The sequence below is a fragment of the Nocardiopsis sp. TRM 82005 genome (assembly GCF_056312425.1).
The window spans coordinates 39,498-65,587 of record NZ_JBWDTQ010000019.1; the positions used below are offsets into that span (position 1 = coordinate 39,498).

Sequence of the window (26,090 nt, forward strand, 5' to 3'; positions counted from 1 at the left end):
GCACCCGGTGAGGCGCTCCTCGCCGACACCCCGTGCCAGGGGAGCCCGCCGGGCCCCGGGTCAGAAAGACGGCACGGTGGAGATCCGCAGCTGCTCGTTCTCGTCCACGTCCACCAGCACGTTGTCGCCCGCCACGATCTGCTGGTCCAGCACCATGCGCGAGAGCCGGTTGCCGACCTGGCGCTGGATCGTACGCGCCATCGGCCGAGCGCCGTAGGTGGGCTGGTAGCCGCGTTCGGACAGCCATCCCACCGCCTCGTCGGTGAACCGCACGGTGATGTCCTGCGCCCGCAGCCGCTGTTCGGTGTGCTCCAGCATCAGCCGGGTGATCCTGCCCAGCTCCTCCTCGCCCAACTGCTTGAAGACGATCACCTCGTCGATACGGTTGATGAACTCGGGGCGGAACTCCTCCTGTAGCCGCCGCAACACCCGCTGCTCGGTGTCGGGGTCCATCTGGCCGCCGCTGGTGAAACCCATCGGGCCACCGCCGGTGATCACCTCCGACCCCAGGTTGCTGGTCATGATGACCACCGTGTTGCGAAAGTCCACCGTGCGGCCCTTGCCGTCGGTCAGCCGCCCGTCGTCCAGCAGTTGCAGCAGCAGGTTGAACACGTCCTGGTGGGCCTTTTCGACCTCGTCCAGCAGCAGCACCGAGTACGGGTGGCGGCGCACCGCCTCTGTGAGCTGGCCCGCCTCCTCGTAACCCACGAACCCGGGGGGCGCGCCCGTCAGGCGGCTGGTGGTGTGCTGTTCCTGGAACTCGCTCATGTCGATGCGGACCATGGAGTCCTCGGACCCGAACAGGGCTTGGGCCAGCGCTCGCGCCAGCTCCGTCTTGCCCACACCGGTCGGACCCAGGAACAGGAAGCTGCCCACCGGCCGGTCGGGGTCGCCCAGGCCGGCCCGCGAGCGGCGGATCGCCTCCGCCACGGCCGTGACCGCCTCGTCCTGGCCGATCACCCGCTCGTGCAGCACCTCCTCCAGGTTCACCAGTCGTTCCCGCTCCTCCTGGGTGAGCTGGGTGACCGGGATACCGGTGCTGCGGGAGACCACCTCGGCGATGTCGGCACCGGTCACCTCCGGTACCGACGAACCGGTGCCGCGCGCCTGGTGGATGTCCCCCTTGGCGGTGGCGATCTCGTCGCGCAGCGACGAGGCCCGCTCGTAGTTCTCCTCCTGGACCGCCTTCTCCTTCTCCGCCTCCAGGTTCTTGAGCTTGCCCTCCAGGTCGCGCAGGGCGGTACTGGAGGTCTTCAGCCGCAGGCGTACCCGTGCGCCCGCCTGGTCGATGAGGTCGATGGCCTTGTCCGGCAGGAACCGGTCGGTGACGTAGCGGTCCGACAGCTCGGACGCCGCGACCAGGCTCTCGTCGTTGAACCTCACCTGGTGGTGGGCCTCGTAGCGGTCGCGCAGTCCGCGCAGGATCTCGACGGTGTCCTCCACCGAGGGCTCGGGCACCAGGATCGGCTGGAAGCGACGCTCCAGGGCGGCGTCCTTCTCGATGTTCTTGCGGTACTCGTCCACGGTGGTCGCGCCGATGATGTGCAGCTCCCCGCGGGCCAGCGCGGGTTTGAGCATGTTCCCGGCGCTCGTGGAGCCCTCGGCGGCACCGGCGCCGACGATGGTGTGGACCTCGTCGATGAAGATGAGCAGATGCTCGGACTGGTCGCGGATCTCGTCCACGATCTTGTTCAGGCGCTCCTCGAAGTCGCCCCGGTAGCGCGTACCCGCCACGATCCCGGCCAGGTCGAGCTGGATCAGGCGGCGTTCGCGCAGGGTCTCGGGGACGTCGTCGTCGAAGATGCGCTGGGCGATCCCCTCCACGATCGCGGTCTTGCCCACGCCCGGGTCACCGATGAGGACCGGGTTGTTCTTGCGGCGCCGGGCCAGTACCTCGATGCACTGCTCGACCTCGTTGTCGCGGCCGACCACCGGGTCCAGGCGGCCCTCGCGGGCCAGCGCGGTCATGTCGGTGCCGTACTCGTCCAGGGTCGGAGTGGACGACGGCTCTCCCTCACCCTGCTGCGAGGGGGAGGCCGGGGTCCCGGACGACTTCTGTAGGGACTGGGGGTTGACCCCCGAGCTGTGCAGGAGCTGGCCGACGGCGTTGTCGGTGTTGACCGCCAGGGCGAAGAGCAGGTGCTCGGGTGTGATGCTGGAGCTGCCGGTGGCCCGAGCGATCTGGAGGGCGTCGAGCAGGGTGCGCTTGGCGGCGGGGGTGAGCCGGGCCGACCCACGCACCGATCTCGGGGCCTGGGACACCGCGTGGTCGATGATGTCGATGATCTGCTGCGTGTCGGAGCCGGTACGCTCCAGCAGCTCCCGAGTGGGCGGGTGGCGTAGCAGCGACCACAGCAGGTGAACCGTGTCGACGTCGGCGCCGCCGGTCTCCAGGGCGCTCCGCACCGCGGCGTCGGCCACCTGCTGGGCCTCCGGGCTCATCAGCTTGGACAGGTCCACGCGGCGGATGGGCCCCCGTGCCCCCAGGAAGCGCGCCAGGAACTCGTCGAACGACCCCGGGTCGCTGCCGCGGTCGTCGGGAAAGTCGTTTGTCATCTCGTCTCGTCCCCCGTGCGTGCTGTAGTTGCCTGTTCACCTTAGGTGAATACCCGTGGATTGGCCGGTAGCGGGTCCCGGTGTGGGGCGCGAAGCGCGCGAGGGCCGCAGTCCGCCCGCGCCGGGTCCGCGCCAGGGGACCCGCGCCGGGCCGGGGCCCCGTCACGGCCAGCTACCCCGGCCAGGCACGGGATAACACCCGGAGCCGGGAGGCGAACCCCTTTGTCCGGCCGCACGTGTCGCCGGGAGAAACGCCTCGGGGGCACGGGCGCGCCCGGCACGGCGCGGGCGGCGGCCTTCAGGAGGTCGCGGAGCGCTCGGAGCCGGAGGCTTCGGTGAGCAGCGCCGTGGGCTCGTCACCCAGCCGCATGCGGTTGACGGGCAGCAGGTCGGTGAGCTGTTCGGGGCTGCGGGCGCTGGCGAGCACCGACACCACGGACGGCCGGTCCGCCAGCCACGACAGCGCGGCGGCCGCCTGGGAGATACCGCCCCTCTCGGCGACGGTGTCCAGCGCCCGGAGCACCCGTTCGCCGCGCGGATCGTCCAAGTAGGCGCGGGCCTTGCCCGCGCGCGGGCTGTCGACTCCGGTGGCGCCCGGACGGTACTTGCCGGTGAGGAAGCCGCGGGCCAGGCCGAAGTAGGGCAGCAGGGCCAGGCCGCGATCGCGGGCCAGCGGCATCAGGTCGGCCTCGATCCCGCGCTCCATCAGGTTGTACGGGGGCTGCACGCACACCGGGGCGTGCAGCCCCTCGCGCTCGCAGACGTCCAGCCACTCCCGGACGCGCTCTGGGCCGTGGTTGGACAGGCCCACGTAGCGGACCCTGCCCTCGTCCACCAGTTCGGAGAAGGCGCGCGCGCTCTCGGCCAGTGGGGTCTCGGTGTCGTCGAAGTGTGCGTAGTACAGGTCGATGGCCTCCACGCCCAGCCGCTCTAGGGAGGCCTTCGCGGCGGCCTTGACGTTGGGTCCGGACAGGCCGGGGAAGTCGGGGTGCTGGCTGACCTTCGTGGCGATGACCAGGTCGGAGGGGCGCCCGCGGGAGGCCAGCCAGCGGCCGATGACCGTCTCGGACTCGCCGCCCCGGTGCCCCTCCACCCAGGCGGAGTAGGCGTCGGCGGTGTCGACGAAGTTGCCGCCCGCGGCCGTGTAGGCGTCCAGGGTCCGGAACGAGGCGTGTTCGTCCGCTGTCCAACCGAAGACGTTCCCGCCCAGGCACAGGGGGGAGACGCGCAGTTCGGAGCGGCCGAGTCGGCGAAGCTGTACGTCGTTCATGGTCACCGTGTTCCGTCGGATGCTGGGTGCGGTCGACAGGCTAGTGCCGTGGTCGGCCTTTCGGCGTGAGCGACCATGCCCCCCGTGCACCTGCGGGGTGCAGCCCCCCCAGCAGGACCGGGTACGGGGTACCGAAAAAAGGGGGAGGTTTCCCTACGCGGTACTTCGAGGATCAACCGGATTTCGACGCGCTTCAACTCTTGGCTTCTGTTTCGGTGGGGTAACACCGCGGTTCGGACCCGGTACATGCGGTGCCGCTGAGATGGCGCGCGGGATAAGCGAAACAGAATTCTCCTTGCCTGTTTCTTCATGAGAACGGCGGTGGCGCCGGTGCGGACCGATTCGCGGAAGCCGTGGCGCGTGTCCGTGCGAACACGAACTGTGCGCGGTGTGGATTCCTGGGGGTTCCGCCGCGTGGGTCTGCGGCACGTTCCGGCCGGTGTCGGAATTCTCGTGTTCGTGGTGCGGTGAGGCGGTGAACGCGTAGGGTCACCATGCCCCGAGGTTGGGGGAGTGCCCCAGGGCATGAGCGGTCACCGACTGCTGGGGGTGACCCGTGGGCGACTCGCTGGCAGGGGCGCTGCGCAGTACGGGGGCTACTTCGGGTAACACTTCTGGGAAAGCGGAGGCGCTCCTCGGAAGCAAATATGGAACCTACCGTGTGTTGTCGTGCTGTCGCTTTCTGTCCTTGTGGTTTTAGGGGTCTTTTAGGGGTTCCCAGTGTTGGTTTAGGGGTGGTTGCTATGCCCTTTGTGTCTCTAATGTCGTCACTGATGGCGGAGAGGCCGTGGCAGTTTCCGGGGGGTTGACCCGGAAAACAGCCGCTCCGGCTTCCAGCAGAGTGGCGAGGGTCACATTGTGTTTTATTCAATGTTGAACTTCCTAGTCACCGTCGGGTGAAACCACTTCTATGGGAAGAGTCGAATGCGTATCAAAGCCCTGAGCGAGGTATTGCCGGGCACCCCCGTGACCAACCGTGACCTTGCCGAACGCTTCGGGCTGCACGAGCGGTGGCTCGAGCGGATCACTGGCAACCGCGCCCGGTACCTGTGCGATCCGGACAGTCCGGACGGGGTGCCCAAGCTCACGGGCGAACTGGCCACCGACGCCGGGAAGCAGGCCATGGACTCGGCCACCGTGGGGCCGGGCGACCTGGACTTCCTCATCCTCGCCACAGCCTCCCCCGACCACCTGATGCCGTCGACGGCCAACCTCGTCGCCGACCGGCTCGGTCTGAACGACCTGCCCGTCTTCCAGCTGATGTCGGGGTGCGCCGGAGCCCTCCAGGGCCTCTACACGGCCCGTGCCCTGCTGGCGTCGGGGGCTGGACGCGGCCTGGTGATCGGCGCCGACACCTGCCGCAGGCTGATGCCCTCCAGCGACGAGGCGGTCCGCGAGCTCGGTCCCGCTGGGATGGTCAACTTCGCGATGTTCGGGGACGGCGCCGGAGCCGCCGTGGTCGAGGCCGAGGGCGAGGGCCCCGCGCTGGCCACCGAGCACATGATCCTGCGCACTGTCGGCAAAGGCCGTGAACCGGCCCAGCTGGTCCGCTGGTACGGAGCCGAGGGAGCCCCCACGATCACCGGACCCAAGGGCGACCCGGTTCCCGAACCGATGGCGGAGGAGGACTACAAGGCCATCGAGGCCAACGTGCCCGGCCTGGCCACCGAGGTCCTCACGGAACTGGCGGCGTCCGCGGGCTGGCCGGTCGCCGAGGTCGAGCACGTCCTCACCCCCCAGCTCAACGGTGTGATGACCGAACGCATCCGCGAACACATGGGGGTGCGCCCGGAGCAGGCGGTCTCCTGTGTCGCCGACACCGGAAACAACGGCAACGCCCTGCCGTTCATCCAGCTCAACCGGGCGCTGCGCCGTATCGCGGACACCTCCGACAGCCACGGCGAACGCGTACTGCTCACCGCCATCGAGTCCTCCAAGTGGGTCGTCTCGGGGATGGCGCTGCGCTGGGACGGAGGTGGGGACCGTTGAGCACCACCGAGCGCCGCGGCCCGATCGCCGAACTGCGTGCCCTCAAACGCGCCGGCCTGGGCACCGACCCCGACCGGGTCCGAGCGCTGATCGCCGAACTGACCGATCCGCTCGACCTGGAGGCAGCCGGGCGCCTCGTCGGCGGAGCCAAACAGCGCGTCGCGCTCACCGAGTCCGGTTCCTTCCGCGAGACCCGGATCGCCTTTCTCGCCAGCTCCACCATCGATCCGCTGCCACCCATGGCCGTCGCCGCCCTGGCCCGTGAGGGCGTCGCCACCGCCACACGCGCAGCCGGATTCGACCAGTGGCAGCTGGAGATCCTCACCGGGGCACCCGAACTCGGCGAGCTGGCACCCCGCGTGGTCAGCTGCCTGCTCGACGACCGGGCCGTCCTGTCGGCTGTGGCCGACCCCCTCGACCTGGACCAGGTGGAGCAGCGCTGCGCCGGGTTCGCCGCCGAACTGGGGGAGTGGGCGCGCGCGTGCCGGAGCGCCCTCGGCGGCACCGTCGTCCTCAACACCGTGCCCCTGTCCCCGCTGGCCCGCGCGCGCCACGTCGACTACGCCGGCCGCGCGCGCCTGGCCTCGGCCTGGCACCGGATGAACGCCGACATCCTGGCTCTGGCCGCCGGCCACGCCTCGGTCGTGGTCCTGGACACCTCCGGCCTCGACACCCCGACCGTGGCGGCCGACGACCGCATGCGTCACATCGCGAGTCAGGCGTTCTCCCCCCGCTTCCTGCTCGCCTACGCCGAGGAGCTGGCCCGTGTGGCCCGCGCCGAGCTCGGACTGGCCCGCAAGTGCCTGGTCCTGGACCTGGACAACACCCTGTGGGGAGGGGTGGTCGGAGATGACGGCGTCGGCGGCGTCCGCGTCGGCGGCGCCTATCCCGGGTCCGCCTTCAGCGAGCTACAGCGGATGGCGCGCGACCTCGGCCGCCAGGGCGTCGTACTCGCGGTCAGCTCCAAGAACGACCAGGCCGTCGCCGAGGAGGCCATCGCCACCCACCCCGAGATGGTGCTCTCCCGTGAGGACCTGGTCGCCGTCCACGCCAACTGGCGACCCAAACCGGACAACGTCGCCGAACTCGCCCGTGGACTCAACATCGGCGCCGACTCCATGGTGTTCGTCGACGACAACCCCGCCGAACGCGAGCTCATGCGCCACGCGCTGCCCGAGGTCACCGTCCCCGAGATGCCCGCGGACCCGAGCGGCTACGCCCTGTTCGTCGCCCGCGCCGCCGGGGTCGACCTGCTGCGGCTCACACAGGAGGACCGCGGCCGCTCCGACATGTACCGCGCCCAGACCGGCCGCGAGCAGCTGCGGGTGGGGTCGGACAACCTGGAGAGCTACCTGCACGCCCTGGAGTCCAAGCTCTCCCTGGAACCCCTGGACGACCTCAACTCCGCCCGGGTGGTCCAGCTGTTCGCCAAGACCAACCAGTTCAACCTCTCCGGCCACCGCTACGGTGCCGAGGAGGTCGCACGGATCACCGCCCGGGGCGGCGGCTTCTACGCCGCCCGCCTGACCGACCGGTTCGGCGACAACGGGCTGATCGCCGCGCTGGCCCTGCTCCCCGGGGACGGCGGGGCCTGGGAGATCGGCAACATCGTCATGAGCTGCCGGGTCTTCTCCCGCGACGTGGAGCACGCGATCGTCGGCAGCGTCCTGCGCGCCGCGCTCCGCCACGGCGCCCCCGCGGTCGTCGCCTCCTTCGCCCGGACCGACCGCAACGCGAAGTTCGCGGGCTTCTACCCGGAGGCGGGGTTCACCGACGTGACCGACGAGGCGGGCGCCGCAGGCGGCCCCCGTACCTTCCACCACGACCTGGCGGAGCCCCCACCGCTTCCCGCCTGGATCACCATCACCCAAGGCGAGGAGATCATCGATGCGCTCTGAGGAACTGCTCAACGAGGTCGTGGCCGACCTCCTGGACGTCGACGAGGACGGCCTGACCCCGAAGACGCCCCTGGCGGACGTCGAGGGCTGGGACTCGGTCAACGCCCTGCGCGTGCTCGTCTACCTGGAACGCGAACTGGGCGCCGAACTCGACTACGACGCGTTCGAACGTGCCCGGACCCTCGGTGACATGGCATCGGTCCTGGACCCCCATGTGTCCGCCCGTGACGGAGCCGACCAGTGAGCACACCCCTGCGGGGCATCCCCGCCCAGCGCCGCCAGACCTACGCGTTCCTGCGCGACGCCCGCAACACCTGCCACGTCCACCTCCTGGCCGACGTCGACGTCACCGAGCTGCGCCGGGACCGTGAGGCCGCGGCCGAGCGCACCAGCTACGTCAGCTACGTCGTCAAGGCCGCCGCCGACGCGATCGCGGCCAACGGCGACGCCCGTACGGTCCTGCGCGACGGCCTGCGCCCCCGGCTGGCCACGATCGAGGACGTGCACGCCAAGGTCCTGTTCGACAAGACCGTCGACGGTCAGCGCTGCGTGCTCTCCGGATCCGTGGAGTCCGCGCAGGACCTCGGCGTCGCCGACATCCAGAGGGTGATCGACGACCACAAGAAGGACGACGCCACACCGGACGGCCCCTTCGCCCAGGTGCGCAGACTCCAGCGCCTGCCCCTGCCGCTGGTGCGCATGCTCTACAAGGCCGTCCTGCGCGACCCCCGGCGCCGGGCCCGGCTCCAGGGCACCTTCTCAGTGACCTCGGTGGGCCACGAACCGGTGCGCGCCATCCTGCCGATGATCGGCGGGACCTGGGGCTTCGGGATCGGCACCATCACCGACACCCCGGTCGTACGCGACGGAGAGGTCGCCGTCCGACCGGTGCTCACCCTCAGCCTCACCTTCGACCACCGGGTCGTTGACGGCGCCCTCGCGGCGGAGCTGCTGGGCGAGGTCAAACACGGACTGGAGAACTGGACATGACGACGCGCGAGAGCGGAAGTACGGTGCGCACCGACGTCCTCGTCGTGGGCGCGGGCCCCGGCGGAGGGCTCCTCGCGCACCTGCTGGCCCGAGCCGGGGTGGACGTGGTCCTGGCCGAGAAGCAGTCCACGTTGGAGCGCAGTTTCCGCGGCGAGACCATCGCCGCCCGCTCGGTGCTGACCCTGCGCGAGCTCGGCTTCGAGGAGGCCCTGCGGGAGCACGGGTTCGTCGAGATGACGGGCATCGGGCAGTGGGAGAAGGGCCGCCGCGTGATGCACATCGACTACCGGCGCTTCCCCATCGAGGCCGTACCCATCGACATCCCCCAACCCGCCCTCATCGGCGCGTTCCTGGACAAGTCGGCCGAGTACCCGAACTTCACGTACATGCCCCAGTCCAACCTGACCAGCCTGGTCGAGGAGGACGGCGAAGTACGTGGCGGTGTGCTGCGCCGCGGTGACGAGCGCGTGGAGGTGCGCGCCCGGCTCGTCGTCGGCGCGGACGGCCGCTTCTCCAAGACCCGCAAGCTCTCCGGCCTGGCCGCCGACGTTCAGCCGATGGAACGCGACTTCCTGTGGTTCAAGCTGCCGCGTCCCGACGACTGGGGGCACGACGGCAACCTCGTCGCCTCCGGAGACAGGCACCTGGTGATCCTGCCCGCCTTCCCCGATCTGCTGCGCGTGGGCTACAACCTGCCCAAACGCGGTCTCGCCGACGTGCGCGCCCAAGGCCTGGAGGCGTTCAAGGCGGGGATCGGGGAGGTCGCCCCACAACTCACCGACCTGGTCGAGGAGCACATCACCTCCTGGAAGGACACGTCCTTCCTGGAGATCTTCACGACCGACATGGAGACCTGGAGCCGCGACGGCCTGCTGCTCGTCGGCGACGCCGCCCACACCTGCACCCCCATCCTCGGCCAGGGCGTCAACCTCGCCATCCAGGACGCGGTGTACTTCTGCCCGGTGATCACACGCGCGCTGAAGGAGAGGGAGGGTGCGCTCCCCGCGGACGCCTTCGACGCGGTCACCGCCGAACGGCGCAAGCACAAGACGATGGTCACCCGGTTCCAGCGCTTCCAGGAGGCGGCCCTGGCCCACTCCTCGACCGCGGGAACGGTCATGCGGCGGACCCGGCTGCGTGTCATCAACCGGCTGCCGTTCAAGTACCGCCTGCTCGACCGCGTCCTGAACGCCCCCCACGACATGGACACCGAGGACCTGTATGCGCGCGCTTGACGAGGCGAAGGAGTTCGTCCGGCTCCACGCCCGGCACATGGGCCTCAGCGCCGCCGAGATCGAGCAGGCGCTCGGCCGGATCCACGACCTGGACGGCGTCGGAGAGGGCGGGTGGGTCACCGAGTGGTCCCGCCTGGCCGCCGAGCGCCACGAGAGCGGCAACGCTCCCGAGGCCGCCAACCTGTACGTCCTGGCGCGCTTCCCCTGCGCCGACACCCCGGCCAAGGCCTCCGCGGCGCGCAGCGCCGCCTCCGCCACCGCAGGTTGGCTGGCCGAGACCAGCGCGGGGGAGAAGCGCACCGCCCGGGTCGGTGAGGCCGAGGTGTCCTTCCTCTTCTCCCGGCCTCCCAAGGCCGGCGCGCCCCTCGTGGTGATGATGGGCGGCATCGTCGCGCTCAAGGAGCAGTGGAGCGGCTTCCTGGGGCTGAGCCGCAGGCTGGGCTGCGCCATCGCCATCGCCGACTTCCCCGGCGTGGGGGAGAACGAGGTGCCCTACTCCAGGGGCGCGGCGGACGTCTACACCGCCATCATGGACGCCGTCGCCGACGACTGCGACGCGGCCGACACCCTGGCCGTGGCGCCCAGCTTCGGCGGCCACCTGGCCATGCTGTGCTCGGCGCGGGACGAACGCCTCCGGCGCCTGGTCACCGTCGGCGCGCCCCTGCGGGCCTTCTTCACCGACCCCGACGCGCGCGCCGGCATGCCCCGGATCACCCGGGGCGCGCTGAGCCGGGCGGCCCGCGTCAGCCACGACGACCTGGCCGCCCGGCTGGACGAACTGGCCCTCGCCCCCGACGAGATCGCCGCGCTGCGTATGCCGGTCACCTACGTGGCCAGTACCCGCGACGAGATCATCCCCTGCCGTGACTGGCGGGACGCCTCGGTGCTCAACACCGGCCTGAGCGTCTACGCCTTCGACGACGTGCACGGCGCGCCCCACCACCTTCGGCAGACGCGCCTGCTCACCCTCACCGCCCTGTGCCAGCACGCCGGACGACGGGGACTGTCCTCCCTCCTCGGCCTGCTGACCCGTCGCCTGATGCGTATCCGGCCGCTGTACAACGGCCCCGTCGCCACTGGAGGAACCCCTTGAGCCCAGCGGACCACGACAAGGACACCCGCGAGGTCGCCATCGTGGGCCTGGCGAGCCGCCTGCCCGGCGCACCCGACCCCGGTGCCCTCTGGAACATGCTGACCGAGGGCCGCCACGCCATCGGTCCGGTCCCGGCGGACCGCTGGGACGCCACCGCCCAGCTCGACCCGGAGAAGCACGTCCAGGCCGTCGGCGGCTTCCTCGACGACGTCGGCGACTTCGACCCCGTGTTCTTCGGGATCTCCCCGCGCGAGGCCGGGGACATCGACCCCCAGCAGCGCCTCGTCCTGGAGGCCGCCTGGCGTGCCCTGGAGGACGGCGGGCAGACCGCGGGCCGCCTGCGCGGCACTCGCTGCGGCGTGTACGTGGGGGCCTCCTGGCACGACTACGAGCTCCTGCGCAAGGAGCGCGGCGCCCCGGCCACGCAGCACAGCGCGGTGGGCAACGCCCCGGACGTCATCGCCGCCCGCGTGTCCTACTTCCTCGGCCTGACCGGCCCCAGCATGACCGTCGAGACCGGGTGCTCCTCGGCCATGGTCGCCCTGCACCTGGCGGCCCAGGCCATCCGGCACGGCGAGATCGACTCCGCCCTGGTCGGCGGCGTCAACCTCATCCTCACCCCCGACGTGTCCATCGGGCTGACGCACTTCGGCGGTCTGTCGGACCGCGGCCTGTGCCAGGCGTTCTCCGCCGACGCCGACGGGTTCGTGCGCGGCGAGGGCGTGGTCGCCCTCCACCTCAAGCCCCTGGACGCCGCCCTGGCCGACGGCGACCGGATCCATGCCGTCCTGGCGGGCACCGCGGTCAACAACGACGGCGGCGGTGACAGCCTGGCCTCGCCCAATCCGGCCGGGCAGGAGGACCTGCTGCGCACCACCTACGGCGACCTGGGCCTGTCTCCGGACCGGCTCGCCTACGTCGAGGCGCACGGAACCGGAACCCCCAAGGGCGACCCCATCGAGGCCGAAGCCATCGGCCACGTCCTGGGCACCACCCGATCGCCCGGGGCCGGGCCCCTGCGCATCGGATCGGTCAAGACCAACATCGGCCACCTGGAGGCCGCCGCGGGCCTGGCCGGACTGGTCAAGGTCATCCTCGCGCTGGGGCACCGCACCGTCCCGGCCAGCCTGCACGCCGAGACCCTCAGCCCCGAGATCGCCTTCGACGATCTCAACATCGCCCCGGTGCGCTCCCCGCTCGAACTGCCGGGCGACGAGCCCCTGCACATGGCGGTCAACTCCTTCGGATGGGGCGGCACCAACGCCCACGCCGTCCTCACCAGCGCGCCCGAGACCGCACGGCCTGGTACGGCCGAGCCGGTGCCCGCCCTCCTCACCGCGCTCAGCGCCCACTCCGAGGCCGCGCTGCGCCAGCGCGCCGGCGACCTGGCCGAGGCCCTGGCCACCGGAGGACTGGACGTGCCCGGCATGACCGGGGCGCTGGCACGGCGCCGCGACCACCTGTCGGTACGCGCCGCACTGATCGCCACCGACCCCGCCGACCTGGCCGAGGGGCTGCGTACCCTCGCGGGCGGCACCCATGATCCCGAGGAGTCCGCCGACGTCCTCACCGGGCACCCCGGCCCCGTCGGACGCGTCGCGTTCGTCTTCCCCGGCCAGGGCTCCCAGTGGGCCGACATGGGGCGGGAACTCTACGAGCACGCCCCCGTCTTCCGCGCGACCGTCGACCGCTGCGGGCGTGCCCTGGCCGCCCACGTCGACTGGGACCTCGCCGAGGTGATCACCGGCGGTGCCGGGACCGCCTGGACCGACCAGGTCGACGTGCTCCAGCCCGTGCTGTGGGCGACCTCGGTCGGGCTGGCCGAGCTGTGGCGCGCGGCCGGCGTCGAACCCGACGTCGTGGTCGGCCACAGCCAGGGCGAGGTCTCCGCGGCCACCGTCAGCGGAGCGCTGTCCTACGAGGACGCGGCCCGTGTGGTGGCGCGCCGCAGCGCCGCCGTCCGCGCCATCGCGGGCAAGGGGCTCATGATGGCCGTCGAGCTCGACAGGGACAGCGCCCAGCGCTCCCTGGAGGGCTTCGAGGAGCTCGTCTCCCTCGCGGTCAACAACGGACCGACCTCGTGCGTGCTCTCCGGCGAGTCCGACTCCGTCCTGGTGCTCAAGGAGCTGCTGGAGGCCGACGGGGTGGACTGCCGCCTGGTCAAGGTGGACTACGCCTCGCACAGCCCCCAGGTGGACGAGATCTCCGGGGACCTGCTCCGGGAGCTGACGGACGTGGCGCCCGGCGAGGGGGCCATGCCGATGATGTCCACGGTCGAGGCACGCGTACTCACCGGCGCCGAACTCGACGCCGACTACTGGATCGCCAACCTGCGCCGCCCGGTGCGCTTCGCCGAGTCGGTCGGCGCCCTGCTCGACGACGGTGTCACCCACGTCGTGGAGGTCAGCGCCCACCCGGTCCTGGCCATGGCCCTGGAGGGGCTGGTCGGCGAGCACGGAACCGACGCCAGCGTGCTGACCACGCTGCGCCGCGACCGCGGTACCACCACCGACCTGGCCCGCGCGTTCGCCCGCGCCTACACCAGCGGGCTGGAACCCGTGGCGCACGTACCCGACGACGCGCGCACCGACCTGCCGCCCTATCCGTGGCAGCGCACCCGCTACTGGGTGCCCGAGGCCCGCAGGCGCACCGGAGGCGGAACCGAGCTCACCCTGTCCCCGCTCACCGTCGAACAGGACGCCTGGCAGGGCGAGATCACCCTCGACGTGCGCGACCAGCCCTGGCTCGACGACCACCGGGTCCACGACGCCGTCGTCTACCCCGGCGCGGGCATGCTCGCCCTCGCCCTCGCCACCGCCCGTGCGCGCGGCGGCGCGCTGCCCCGCGACCTGGTCGACGTGCGGTTCCTGAGCGACCTCACCCTGGCCGACGACACCGTCCGCCTGGCCGCCCTGTGGCGCGACGACGTCGCCGAGGGAGGCAGCTTCACGCTGATGTCCCTGCCCGAGGGCGCCAGCGGATGGACCACCCACGCCACCGCACGCGCGCACCACACTTCCGCACGGAACGAGCAGGCCGCCCCCTTCCCCGAGGCCCTGCGCACCGCGGGCCCCGCCGACGTCGAGGCCTTCTACGGCGCCTGCGCCGCGCGCGGCCTCAACTACGGTCCGGCCTTCCGCGTCATCACCGAACTGCGCCACGACGACACCGCGGCGCTGGGCAGACTCGGCCTCGACGGGCGCGGCCGGGTCGGCGCGCGCCCCCACGGACTGCACCCCGCCCTGTGGGACGGGGCCCTCCAGGTCACCCTCGCGCTGTGCGGAGACGACGCCACGGTCGTCCCGACCGGGGTCGACCGGGTGACCCTCCACCAGGAGCTGGCCGAACCGGTCCTGGCCGGGTGGAGCCACACCGTGCGGCGCGGCACCCACCTGTTCGACGTCACCCTGTTCGACGACGACGAGCGCCCCCTGATGACCATGAGGGGACTACGCCTGAGCCCCCTCCGGGGGACCGAGCAGCGCGGCGCCGAGACCGAACGCCTGCACCGCATGACCTACCTCGACCGTCCCGCCCCCGCCCCCGACCCCGCGGGCACGGCCACCTGGGCGGTCGTCGGCGACCCCGTCGACGGCACCGAGGACCTGGTCCGCGCGCTGGAGGCGGCCGGAGCCACCGTCCACCGGGCACGCGGCGCCGCCGGTGTCGCCGGGACCCCGGCGGACGCGGTCGTCCACGTCGCCCCGAGCGCCGCGCGCGGCCTCGACGCCCAGCGGGCCGGGCTCACCGAGCTGACCGAGACCGTCCGCGCCTGTGCCGGACGCGGTGTCCCTCCCCGCCTGACGGTGCTCACCCACGCCGCTCAGGCCGCGGCCCCCACCGAGGTCCCCGATCCGGGCGCCGCTCTGTACTGGGGCTTCGCCCGTGTGCTGCGCCGCGAGCACGGTGAACTGTCCCCGCGGGTGATCGACGTGGCAGGACCCGACCGGGCCGCGGACGCGGTCGCCCAACTCCTCGCCGACGACGGTGAGGACCAGGTCCTGCTGCGCGCCGACCGGCGCCTCGTCGGCCGACTGACCGGCGGACCCGACGAGAGCGAGCCGGTTCCCGTCGCATGGGCCACGCCGCGCCGGCCCCACCGCCTCACCTCCGACCGCCCCGGCCTGTGGGAGCGGCTCGTGTTCCGACCGCTCACCGCCGACCACCCCGGCCCCGGAGAGGTACGGGTACAAGTCAGCGCGTCGGCGCTGAACTTCATCGACGTGATGAAGGCCCTGGGCACCTACCCCGATCCCAGCGGCGGTGACTTGTTCGGCGGCGAGTGCGCCGGGCGGATCACGGCGGTCGGCGAGGGGGTCGCCGGCTTCGAGCCCGGACAGCGGGTCGTGGCCTGTGTCTTCGGTGCCATCGCCTCACACGTCACCCTGCGCGCCGACCACGTGCGCGCCCTCCCCGACCACCTCGGTGAGGCCGAGGCCGCCACCCTGCCGCTGGCGGCCATGACCGCCTGGTACGGGTTGTGCGACCTGGCCCGCTTGGAGGAGGGCGAGACCGTGCTGGTCCACTCGGCGGCGGGCGGCCTCGGCCAGGCCGCCGTGCGGGTGGCGCACTCGGTCGGCGCACACGTCATCGCCACCGCCGGCAGCGAGGACAAGCGGCGGATGCTCCGTGAGTCCGGGATCGAGCACGTCTTCGACTCACGCGACCTGTCCTGGGCCGACGGAGTACTCGGGGCCACCGGCGGGCACGGCGTGGACGTCGTGCTCAACTCGCTCTCCGGCGCCGCCATCGGCCTTGGCATGAGGGTCCTGGCCGAGGACGGCCGGTTCGTCGAGGTCGGCAAGAAGGACATCTACCAGGGCCGTTCCCTGGACCTCTCGGAGTTCCGCAAGGGCGTGTCCTTCTCCGCGGTCGACCTGGCCGGACTCATGTCCCGGCGCCCCGGGCGCTTCGCACGGCTCTTCGACCGCGTCTGGGCCGCGGTGTGCGAGGGGACGTTCACCCCGCTCCCGTACACCACCCGGCCCTTCGCGGAGGCCGCCGACGCGCTTCGTGACATGGCGCGCGGCGTCCACGTCGGCAAGATCGTACTCACCGGCCCCGACACCGTCACCTCCATCACCCCCGAGGCGATGCCGGGCGGGCGCCTGCGCGCCGACGGCCGCTACCTCGTCACCGGCGGCCTGGGCGCGCTGGGCCTGTCCCTGGCCGAGCACATGGCCGACAGGGGAGCGGGCGCGCTCGCCCTCGTCGGCCGGTCGCGGCCCACCGCCGAGGCCCGGGCGCGCATCGAGGCGCTGCGTGAGCGCGGGACCGGGGTCACCGTCGTCTCCGCCGATGTCACGGACGCCGTCTCCACCGGGAAGCTCCTGGCCGAACTGCGCGAGGACGGCACGCCGCTGTGCGGTGTCGTGCACGCGGCAGGAGTGCTCGACGACGCCACCATCGACACCCTGACCCCCGAGGCGATCGAACGCGTCATCGGCCCCAAGGTCGACGGCGCCCGTCACCTGGACGCCCTGACCGGCGACGACCCGCTCGACTTCTTCCTGCTGTTCTCGTCGGCCGCCGCCTTGGTCGGCAACGTCGGCCAGGCCGCCTACGCGGCGGCCAACACCTATCTGGACTCCCTGGCGGTGGCCCGCCGCCACCGGGGCCTGCCCGCGCTGAGCGTGCAGTGGGGCCCGTTCACGGACGTGGGCCTGGCCGCCGCCGACGCCAACCGAGGGGACCGGCTCGCCGACCGCGGCATGGGCGGGTTCACCGCCGCCGAGGCGTGGCGGGCCCTGGAGGGGCTGCTCGACGCCGACACCCCCGTAACGGGGTACGTGCCCCTGAACCTGCGCCGCTGGTTCGACGCCTACCCCGAGACCGCCGCCCAGCCCAGTTGGGAAATGCTCAAGGACCGTGCCACCAGCGGCGGCATGGAGGGCGACGAGTTCCGTGTCCGTGTGCTGGCGGCCGACCCCGGCGAGCGGCCCGGCCTGGTCGAGGCCAAGGTGCGGGAGCTGGCCGGGCGCGTCCTGCGCATGGAGTCCGAGGCCATCGACCGGCGCATCCCCTTCAAGGAGCTCGGCCTGGACTCGCTGATGAGCCTGGAGCTGCGCAACCGGCTGGAGGTCGCCTTCGGCCTCAAGCTCTCGCCGACCCTGCTGTGGACCTACGGCAGCACCGAGGCCCTGGCCGCGGTGCTGGACGAGCGCCTCACCACCTCCGCCTGAACCTTTGACCCCGAGGACGAACGCGATGAACGAACCGAGCGGACGGCCGGGCGGCCCCACCCCCCTGAGCCGTGCGATGGACACGATCCGACAGCTCAAGGCCCAACTCGCCCAGGAGAAGGACGACCAGCCCGTGGCCGTCGTCGGCGCGGGGATGCGCCTGCCCGGCGGCGTCCGCGACCTGGACGGACTCTGGGACCTGGTGAGCACCGGTCGGGACGCCGTGGGCCCCGTGCCCGCCTCCCGCAGGGCGCCCTTCGCCGACGGCTGGGACTCCACCGTCGACCGGGCCGGGTTCCTGGACGGGGTCCTGGACTTCGACGCGGGCTTCTTCGGGATCAGCCCCCGCGAGTCCCGGGCGATGGACCCCCAGCACAGGCTGCTGCTGGAGGTGGCCTGGGAGGCGCTGGAACACGCCGCGCTGCCGCCCGACCGGCTGACGGGCGTACGCACCGGTGTCTACATGGGCATCACCGGCAGCCAGGAGGACTACCGCGACTGGAGCGGAGACGAGGCCGACGCCTACTGGTCCACCGGCAGCGGCCACTGCTTCGCCGCGGGGCGCGTCTCCTACGCGTTGGGCCTGACCGGCCCGGCGATCGCCGTGGACACCGCGTGCTCCTCCTCCCTGGTCGCGATGCACCAGGCCGCGCAGGCGCTGCGCACCGGTGAGTGCGACGTCGCCCTGGCGGGCGGAGTCAGCGTCATCATGTCGCCGCGCTCGACCCGCACCATCCAGCGGACCGGTTCGCTGGCCCCCGACGGCCGTTGCAAGGCCTTCGACGCCCGCGCCAACGGCTTCGGCCGCGGTGAGGGATGCGGTGTGGTGGTGCTCAAGCGCCTGGACCGCGCGGTCGCCGACGGCGACCGCGTCATGTCCGTGCTGCGCGGCTCCGCCGTCAACCAGGACGGCCGCTCCACCGGGTTCACCGCGCCCAACGTCCTCGCCCAGGTCGACGTCATCCGACAGGCCCTGGCCAACGCGGGCCTGACCCCCGCCGACATCGGCCTGGTCGAGACGCACGGCACCGGGACCTCCCTGGGCGATCCCATCGAGATGGAGGCGATCGCCGAGGCCCTGGCCCGCTCCAACGGCGGCGCGCCGCTGCGGGTCGGCGCACTCAAGAACAACATCGGCCACCTGGAGGCCGCCGCGGGCGTGGCCGGTGTACTCAAGGCCATCGCCTGCCTGCACCGGGGCAAGGTCACCCCGCTGGCCAACTTCACCACCCTCAACCCCCGCGTCGACGTGGAGGGCACCGGCATCGTCCTGCCCACCGAGACCCTGCCCTGGGCCGGCGGCGGCACCGGTGCCTACGCCGGGATCAGCTCCTTCGGCATGTCGGGCACCAACGCCCACGTCATCGTCGGCCCGGCCGAACCGGACACGGAGCGGCCCGGGGCCCCCGAGCACGTCCCCGGGTTCGAGTTGGCCGCCGCCGGCCCCGAGGCACTGCGCGACATGGCCGCCGCCCTGATCGCCGAGGTGCCCGGGGACCAGGCCGGATACGCGGCCTTCGCCTACACCCTGACCGAGGGCCGGTTCCGCCACCGCGTCCGCGCTCGTGTGCGCGCCACCGACCCGGCCCAGGCCGAGGCCGCCCTGCGGGCGGTCTCGGAGGGACGGGGCTCGGATCTGGTGGAGGTCGTCGACGACCCCGGCAACACCGCCGACCCCGGCCTCACCGGCCTGCCCCGCAACGTGGCCGATCTGCCCGCCTACCCCTGGCACCGCGAACGGCACGCGCCCGAGGTCCAGGCCGCCCCCGTGGCGGAGGCCGAGACGCCGGGTGAGGAGGCGGGGAACGCACCAGTTCCCGCGCACAGCCTGCGCTGGCGGGAGGCCGGCCCCGGAGACGAGGGCGACCACACCGGCCGCACGCTCGTCCTCGCGGGGGACGACACCGACACCCTGCGCGAGGTCCTCACCGCCGCCCGCGAACGCGGTCTCACGGGCCGTGTCCTCGGCCCGGCGGGGAGCGGCCAGCTTCCCCCGGGCTGGAGCGAGGGTCCCCTGCCCGAGGCCGGACCGGTCACCCTGCTCCTCGCCCACACCGCACGTCCCCTGCCCGAGGCCCCCGACGCCGACCGCGACATCGCCGACGAGGGCGCGCTGCTGTGCGCCGCGGTCACGGAGGAGGTCCGGACCCTGGCCGCGCGCGGCGTACCCGGCGACCGCGCCCACGTCCTCACCCGGGCCAGCCGCCGCGTCACCGGGGCCGAGACCGTCGTCGCCGGGCCCCACGGCCTGCTCAACGGACTCGCGGCCTCCCTCGGCCTCGAACTGGGCGAGGTGTGGGGCGGAACCGTCGACCTGCCCGCCGCATCCGCCCCCGACGACGCCCGGGCCCTGCTGGACCTGGTCCTGGACGTTCGCGGCGAGGACACGGCGGCCGTCCGGGACGGCGCCGCCCTCGTGCCCCGGCTGGTGCCCGCTCCCGAGGACTACCATCCGGAACTGCCGGTCCGCCCCGACGCCACCTACCTGGTCACCGGCGGCCTCGGCGGAGTCGGCCGCGCCGTCACCGAGAACCTCGTCGAACGCGGCGCCCGACACCTTCTGCTCCTGGGACGCCGCCCGGGCGAGGAACTCGGCGCCGCCGCCGTCGGCCTCCTGGACCGGCTCAGCCGCGACGGGGTCGAGGCCTCCTACCTCGCGGCGGACTGCGACGCCCCGTCGGTCATCACGCACGCCGGAGAGGCCCTGCGCCCCATGCCCGCCCTGGGCGGCATCGTGCACTGCGCGGGCAGCCTGCCCAGGCGCCCGATCGGACTGATCGGCGCCGAGGACTTCGCCACGGCCCTGCGCGGCAAGTACTCCGGAGCCTGGTGGCTGTCCCTGCTCAGCCGCGACCACGCACCGGACTTCTTCCTCCTGGCCTCCTCGGCCTCCGCCCAGTGGGGCAGCGACGGATACGCCGCCTACGCCGCCGCCAACGCCGGAATCGACGCCCTCGCCGCCCACAGGGCCGCCGCGGGGCTGCCCGCCGTGAGCCTGGCCTTCGGGCTCTGGGGCCTGGACGGCATGGCCGACGGGGAGTCCCGCGCGGCCCTGGCCGACACCGGGCTCAGCGACATCGCCCCCGCCCGGGGCGCCGCGTCCCTGACCGCACGGGGCCCCGGAGGCGACCCGCACCTGCTGGTCTGTCCCGTGGAGTGGGACCGCTTCACCCGGGTCATGGCCGCACGGCGCGAACGCGCCCTGTTCAACGAGGTCGCACCAGCCCGCGGCCAGGAGGGCAGGGCCCACGCGGAGGCAGCCTCCCGCATCATGGCCGTGCCCGAACGCACCCGCGTCGACGAGACCCGGCGCTACACCGCGGCCGTCCTGGCCGACGTCCTCGGCCACGCCGACGCCGGGGCGCTGCGCACCGACACCGGGTTCTACGACCTGGGGATGGACTCTGTGATGGCGGTCGACCTCGTCCAGAGGCTGTCCTCCGAGCTCGGCGTGACCGTGGAGATCTCCGAGGTGTTCGACCACTCCACGATCGAGCGGCTCGCCGCCCACCTGTACGGGCGGATCCGCGGAGACGGCTCCGAACCCGCGGCGCCGCGGGTACCGGTTCCGCGCGCCGCAGCGCGCACCGGCGGCGAGCGGGAGACGGCGGCGCCGACCACCACGGGGGCCGGCGGGCCCGTCGCCATCGTGGGCATGGCCGGCCGATTCCCGGGCGCCGACGACACCGGACAGCTGTGGGACCTGCTCAGCCACGGCCGCGACGCGACCGCGCCCATCCCCGCCCACCGGTGGGAGGGCGCCGAGTTCGACCCGGGCGGCCTCACCACCGACCGGGGCGGCTTCCTCTCCGACATAGCCGGGTTCGACGCCCCGTTCTTCGGCGTCCCCGCCCGCGAGGCCCAGAGCATGGACCCGCAGCACCGGCTGCTACTCCAGTCGGCGTGGCACGCCCTGGAGGACTCGGGCACCCCTCCGTCCGTGCTGGGCGGCACCCGCACCGGCGTCATCGTGGGGCTGTCCAACTCCGACTACGCCCGCGTCCTGGAACGCGGCGGCCCCGACGGGGTGGACGCCTACTTCGGTACCGGGACCGCGCTCAACGCGGCCGCCGGACGCATCTCCTACCTGCTCGGACTCAACGGGCCCGCGTTCGCCGTCGACACCGCCTGCTCCTCCTCCCTGGTCGCCCTGCACCTGGCCGTGCGGTCACTGCGCACCGGCGAGTCCGATCGGATGATCGTCGGCGGCGCCAACGTCATCACCGATCCGACCTGCACAGCCGCCACCAGCCGTGCCCACATGCTCGCCCCCGACGGCCGGTGCAAGACCTTCTCCGCCGACGCCGACGGGTTCGGCCGCGCGGAGGGCTGCGGCGCCGTGGTCCTCAAACGGCTCTCCGACGCCCGGCGGGACGGCGACCGGATCCTGGCCGTGCTGCGCGGCAGCGCCGTCAATCAGGACGGCGCCTCCACCGGACTGACCGCCCCCAGCGGACGAGCCCAGGAGGCCGTGATCAGCGCGGCACTGGCCGACGCCGAGGTCAGCGGAGCCGACGTCGACTACCTGGAGGCGCACGGCACCGGGACCTCGTTGGGCGACCCCATCGAGGTCGAGGCCGCGTGGAACGTCCTGGGACGCGGCCGGGAGGCCGAGCGCCCGCTGCTGCTCGGTTCCGTCAAGAGCAACATCGGCCACGCCGAGTCCGCCTCCGGCATGGCGGCCCTGTTCAAGACCGTCCTGGCGCTGCGCGAGGGCACGATCCCGAGCAGCCTGCACTGCGCCGAACCCAATCCGCACGTGCCGTGGGACCGGCTGAACGCACGCGTGGTCACCGAGCCGACCGTTTGGAGGACGGGTTCCCGGCCGCGCCTGGCGGGGGTGTCCGGGTTCGGGTTCAGCGGTACCAACGCCCACCTGATCGTGGAGGAGGCGCCTCCGGCCCCACCGGCGGACCCGGCCGAGGCCACCCGGGTGGTACTGCCCCTGTCCGCGCACGGCACCGACGGACTCGACCGCCTCTCCGACGCCTGGCGGGAGCGCCTGGCCGCCGCCACCGACGACGAGGTACCCGCCCTGGCCGCCGTCGCCGGAGCCGGACGCGCCCACCTGCCCGTACGCCGCGCCGTCCTCGGCACCGGTGCCGCCGGGTTGCGCGAGGCCCTGGCCCGGCCCCACGGGGGCCGTGCCGCCGGCCGGGCACCCCGCGTGGCGTTCCTGTTCTCCGGACAGGGCAGCCAGTACTTCGGTATGGGCCGCGAACTGTACGGGACCGAGCCGGTGTTCGCCGACGTCGTCGACCGCTGCGACGAGGCCCTGGACGGCTCCCTCGGCGCCTCGCTCACCGACCTGATGTTCGGCTCCGCCGACCCCGGCCTCATCAACCAGACCCGCGTCACCCAGCCCGCGCTCGTCGCGCTGGAACTGGCCCTGGCCGCTCTCTGGGAGTCCTGGGGGGTCCAGGCGGTCGCGGTCATGGGACACAGCGTCGGCGAGGTCACCGCCGCCGTGCACGCCGGGGTCCTCGGGTTGGAGGACGGGATGCGCCTCATCCGCAACCGTGCCGAGCTCATGCAGGCCACCGAGCCCGGCGCCATGCTCTCGGTCACGCTCCCCGCCACCCGCGTCCGGGAACTGGTCGAGGGCACCGGCCTGGACGTGGCCGCGGTCAACGGCCCGGAGTCGGTCGTGGTCGCGGGAGCCCCCGACAGGGTGGAGGCCTTCGCCGAGCAGGTCAGGCGGACGGGAGCCAAAGCCCGCGCGCTCACCGTCTCGCACGCCTTCCACTCCCGCCTCATGGAGCCGATGCTCGACGACTTCACCGAGGTCCTGGCCCCGATGGACTTCGCCCGGCCCCAGATCCCCGTGATCGCCAACGTCACCGGAGACCTGGCCGGACCCGACCAGTACACCGCCGAGTACTGGCGGCGGCACGTGCGCCGACCGGTCCTGTTCCACGAGGGCGCGCGTGCCCTCGCATCCCAGGACGTGGACGCCTACCTGGAGATCGGCCCCGGGCGCACGCTCCTCGGCCTGGTGCGGGCAGCGGGCACGGCCGAGGGCCGCCCCGCCCTGGTGGCGTCGATGCGCAGGGGCGCCGGCGAGCGCGACGTACTGCTCGGCGCCGCCGCTGAACTCTACGAACTCGGCCAGGACCTCGACTGGAACGCCCTTCAGCCCGCCGCCCGCACCCGTGCGGAGGGCGTCCCGCTCTACCCCTTCGACACCACCCCGTACTGGGCCGCCGTCGAACGGAGGACGGCACGTTCCGGCGGGAACACGCCCGAGGAGGTGCGGCACTGGGGCAGGGAGGTGCGCTCGCCGGCCCTCATCGGTCGGGCCTTCGCCTTCCACCGGTCCGCGGACTTCCCCCGCTACCTCACCGACCACCGCCTCTACGGGACGGTCGTGACACCGGCGGCCTCCCACCTGGCCACCACGCTGTCCGCCCTGGCCGGGGACGGCAAGCCCCTGGGCCTGACCGACCTGCTGTGCCCGCGCGCCCTGGTCATCGACGACCACGAGCGCTACGACGTCCAGCTCGTGGTCGGCGAGGGCGAGCGTCCCGCGCTCAGCGTCCAGAGCCTGGTCGGCGGCCGGGGGACCACCTGGCAGGAGCACGTGTCGGCGCGGATCGCCACCGACGAGGACACGCCCGCACCCGAGCGCCCGGACACCGCGGCCTTCGTCTCCGAGGCCGAGCGCCACATCGACGGAGAGGGCTTCTACACCTACTTCCGCGGCCTCGGCTACACCCTCGGCCCCTCGTTCAGGTGGATCGACGGAGTCTGGATCCGCGGCGAGGAGGCCCTCGTGCGCTACCGCACTCCCGAACTGCCCGACGACCCCGCCGACTACGAGCTCTACCCGGGCCTGATCGACTCCTGCTTCCAGAGCATCGCCGGGTTCATGGTCGACATCCGCGCCGACGAGGCTTCCTCGCTGGCGATCCCCTTCGCCGCGGACCGGCTGTCCTTCCCCTCCCGCGCCCGCCCCGGCGCCGAGCTGTGGGGCCACGTGCGGGTACGCGAAGCCGCCGAGCTGCCCAACGGACGGCTCCGGGTCGAGGTCGCCGACCTGCACATGTTCACCGACGACGGTGACACCCTCATGACCGCCGACCGCTTCCGCGTCCGCCACGCGCCCCGGGAGGTCCTCCAGCGCGGACTGCGCGGCGACCACCTGCACACCGTCGAGTGGCGGGCGGACACGGCCGAGGCGGCCCCCGCTCCGGGTACCACCGCGACGGTCCTGCACGGGGCCGGGGCCGGGAGCGACCTGGAGGGCGCCCTGACCGAGGCCGGGATCACCGTCACCGGGGACGGTGGCGCCCCGCGCGGCGAGCTGGTCGTCGACGCCCGGTTCGCCCACATCCCCGACACCTCGGCCGAGGCGTGCCTGGCCGCCGTCCTCGACCTGGCCGCCACCCTGCGCCAGGCGCGCACGGGCACGACCTACGCGGTCCTGGCCGACGGGGCCGACGAGCAGGCGCCGGTGCGGGAAGCCCTGTGGGGCATGCTCACCGCGCTGGAGGCCGAGGACACCGGCCGCCGCCTGCTCCGGGTCACCCTCGCCGACGGCGCCGGGAGCGCGGAGGCGGCGAAGGCCCTGGCCGCGCGCCTGGACGCGCCCACGGGAACCCGCCTGCGGGTCACCCCCGACGGCGTTCACACCGCACGGCTCGTCTCCAAGGACGCCGACCCAGAGGAGACCGTCGCTGACGGCGGAACCGCACTGGTCACCGGCGGCCTGGGCGCGCTGGGACTGAGCGTGGCCCGCTGGTTGGCGGGGCGCGGCGTCGAGGACATCACCCTCATGGCCCGCTCCGCGCCCGACGCGGCCGCCCGCGCGGTCATCGACCGGCTCACCGCTGGCGGTACCACCGTCCGCGTGGTCGCGGGCAGTGTCACCGAGCCCGGCGACTGCGCCCGCGCGGTGGCCGAGGCGACCACCGGCGGCCCCCTCCACCACGTGTTCCACCTGGCCGGGAGCACCCGGGACGGCGCCTTCCACCAGTTGGACGAGGACGCCTTCCGCGGAGTCTTCACCGCCAAGGCCGAGGGCGCCGACCGGCTCGCCGAGGCGACCGCCGACCAGCCGCTGCGCTCCCTGGTGCTGTTCTCCTCGGTGTCCTCGGTCTTGGGAGCGGCGGGACAGGCCAACTACGCCGCCGCCAACGGCTACCTCAACGGCCTGGCGTCGGCACTGCGTGCACGCGGCGTTCCCGCGACCGCGGTGGCCTGGGGCCCCTGGGAGCCCGAGGGCAGAGGCGGCCTGGCCGCCGACGCCCAGGCGCGTGCGGCCGCCGAACGCGCCGGACTGCGACCGCTCACCGACCAGGACGCCTGGCCCGTACTGGCGGCCGCCGTCCCGGGCGACACCGCCGCGGTGGTGGCCGTCGCCGCCGACTTCACCCGCTACGCCGAACGCCTGGGCTCCCACCCGGCGGCCCACCTGGTCGCCGAACTCGTCGGGGCCGGAGCCGCCACGGGCTCCGACGGCGGGTCGGAACGCGGGTGGTTGCGCGCCCGCGTCGCCGGAGCGGAGGGCGAGGACCGCCTGGAACTCCTGCGCGACGCCGTCCGGGAGGCGGCCGAGGACGTCATGGGATCCACCGGCGGTGTCACCGACCAGGATGGCTTCGCCGACCTGGGCATGGACTCGATCATGGTCATCGACCTGCGCGGACGCCTGTCCCACGCACTCGACCTCGACCTGCCCTCCACCGTCGGCCTCGACCATCCCACCGTCGGGGCGATGGCCCGCTACGTCGACCAGCGGCTGCCCAGCGCGGCCCCCGCGCCGGTGCCGCCCGCTCCCGGGACCGACGCACCGGCCGGAAACCTGTCCGAGCTGAGCACAGACGACCTCGTCGCGGCCGCCCGCGCCGAGCTGATGAGCGAAGAGTGAGGAAGACC

Annotated in this window: 10 protein-coding genes; 8 read left to right on the forward strand and 2 right to left on the reverse strand. The window is 73.0% G+C overall.

Annotated elements, in window-relative coordinates; all coding sequences use genetic code 11:
* Positions 1-60: 60 nt before the first annotated feature.
* Positions 61-2,556 (reverse strand): ATP-dependent Clp protease ATP-binding subunit, encoded by a 2,496-nt coding sequence (locus AC0T5L_RS15885; RefSeq protein WP_476166260.1) that lies wholly within the window; start codon positions 2,554-2,556, stop codon positions 61-63.
* A gap of 298 nt (positions 2,557-2,854) precedes the next feature.
* Positions 2,855-3,826 carry an aldo/keto reductase gene (locus tag AC0T5L_RS15890; protein ID WP_476166261.1) on the reverse strand — a complete coding sequence of 324 codons (972 nt, stop codon included), beginning with the start codon at positions 3,824-3,826 and terminating at the stop codon, positions 2,855-2,857.
* Positions 3,827-4,750: 924 nt separating this feature from the next.
* Here AC0T5L_RS15890 and AC0T5L_RS15895 point away from each other — a divergent pair.
* Genes AC0T5L_RS15895 through AC0T5L_RS15930 form a run of 8 tightly spaced genes read left to right on the forward strand, consistent with a single transcriptional unit; the run spans position 4,751 to position 26,082 of the window.
* Positions 4,751-5,815, forward strand: a complete 1,065-nt coding sequence (locus AC0T5L_RS15895; protein WP_476166262.1) for a 3-oxoacyl-ACP synthase III family protein — start codon at positions 4,751-4,753, stop codon at positions 5,813-5,815.
* On the forward strand, positions 5,812-7,713 hold the full coding sequence (locus AC0T5L_RS15900; RefSeq protein ID WP_476166263.1) for an HAD-IIIC family phosphatase: 1,902 nt from the start codon (positions 5,812-5,814) through the stop codon (positions 7,711-7,713). Before AC0T5L_RS15895 ends, AC0T5L_RS15900 begins: the two co-directional genes overlap by 4 nt.
* Positions 7,703-7,957, forward strand: a complete 255-nt coding sequence (locus AC0T5L_RS15905; protein WP_476166264.1) for an acyl carrier protein — start codon at positions 7,703-7,705, stop codon at positions 7,955-7,957. The genes AC0T5L_RS15900 and AC0T5L_RS15905 overlap by 11 nt, the downstream gene beginning before the upstream one ends.
* A complete protein-coding gene (locus AC0T5L_RS15910) occupies positions 7,954-8,703 on the forward strand; it encodes a 2-oxo acid dehydrogenase subunit E2 (RefSeq protein ID WP_476166265.1) in 750 nt (249 codons plus the stop codon). Before AC0T5L_RS15905 ends, AC0T5L_RS15910 begins: the two co-directional genes overlap by 4 nt.
* Positions 8,700-9,938, forward strand: a complete 1,239-nt coding sequence (locus tag AC0T5L_RS15915) for an FAD-dependent monooxygenase (RefSeq protein WP_476166266.1) — start codon at positions 8,700-8,702, stop codon at positions 9,936-9,938. Before AC0T5L_RS15910 ends, AC0T5L_RS15915 begins: the two co-directional genes overlap by 4 nt.
* Positions 9,925-11,031 carry an alpha/beta hydrolase gene (locus AC0T5L_RS15920; RefSeq protein WP_476166267.1) on the forward strand — a complete coding sequence of 369 codons (1,107 nt, stop codon included), beginning with the start codon at positions 9,925-9,927 and terminating at the stop codon, positions 11,029-11,031. Before AC0T5L_RS15915 ends, AC0T5L_RS15920 begins: the two co-directional genes overlap by 14 nt.
* Positions 11,028-17,213, forward strand: coding sequence for a type I polyketide synthase (locus AC0T5L_RS15925; RefSeq protein WP_476166268.1), 6,186 nt, complete (start codon positions 11,028-11,030; stop codon positions 17,211-17,213). The genes AC0T5L_RS15920 and AC0T5L_RS15925 overlap by 4 nt, the downstream gene beginning before the upstream one ends.
* 25 nt (positions 17,214-17,238) lie before the next feature.
* A complete protein-coding gene (locus tag AC0T5L_RS15930; protein WP_476166269.1) occupies positions 17,239-26,082 on the forward strand; it encodes an SDR family NAD(P)-dependent oxidoreductase in 8,844 nt (2,947 codons plus the stop codon).
* Positions 26,083-26,090 lie beyond the last annotated feature (8 nt).

What these genes read in the sequence shown, in the direction of transcription:
- AC0T5L_RS15895 (WP_476166262.1), top strand. Translation starts at nt 4,751, where the DNA reads ATGCGTATCAAAGCCCTGAGCGAGGTATTGCCGGGCACCCCCGTGACC.
- AC0T5L_RS15885 (WP_476166260.1), bottom strand. Translation starts at nt 2,556, where the DNA reads ATGACAAACGACTTTCCCGACGACCGCGGCAGCGACCCGGGGTCGTTC.
- AC0T5L_RS15890 (WP_476166261.1), bottom strand. Translation starts at nt 3,826, where the DNA reads ATGAACGACGTACAGCTTCGCCGACTCGGCCGCTCCGAACTGCGCGTC.
- AC0T5L_RS15915 (WP_476166266.1), top strand. Translation starts at nt 8,700, where the DNA reads ATGACGACGCGCGAGAGCGGAAGTACGGTGCGCACCGACGTCCTCGTC.
- AC0T5L_RS15930 (WP_476166269.1), top strand. Translation starts at nt 17,239, where the DNA reads ATGAACGAACCGAGCGGACGGCCGGGCGGCCCCACCCCCCTGAGCCGT.
- AC0T5L_RS15920 (WP_476166267.1), top strand. Translation starts at nt 9,925, where the DNA reads ATGCGCGCGCTTGACGAGGCGAAGGAGTTCGTCCGGCTCCACGCCCGG.
- AC0T5L_RS15905 (WP_476166264.1), top strand. Translation starts at nt 7,703, where the DNA reads ATGCGCTCTGAGGAACTGCTCAACGAGGTCGTGGCCGACCTCCTGGAC.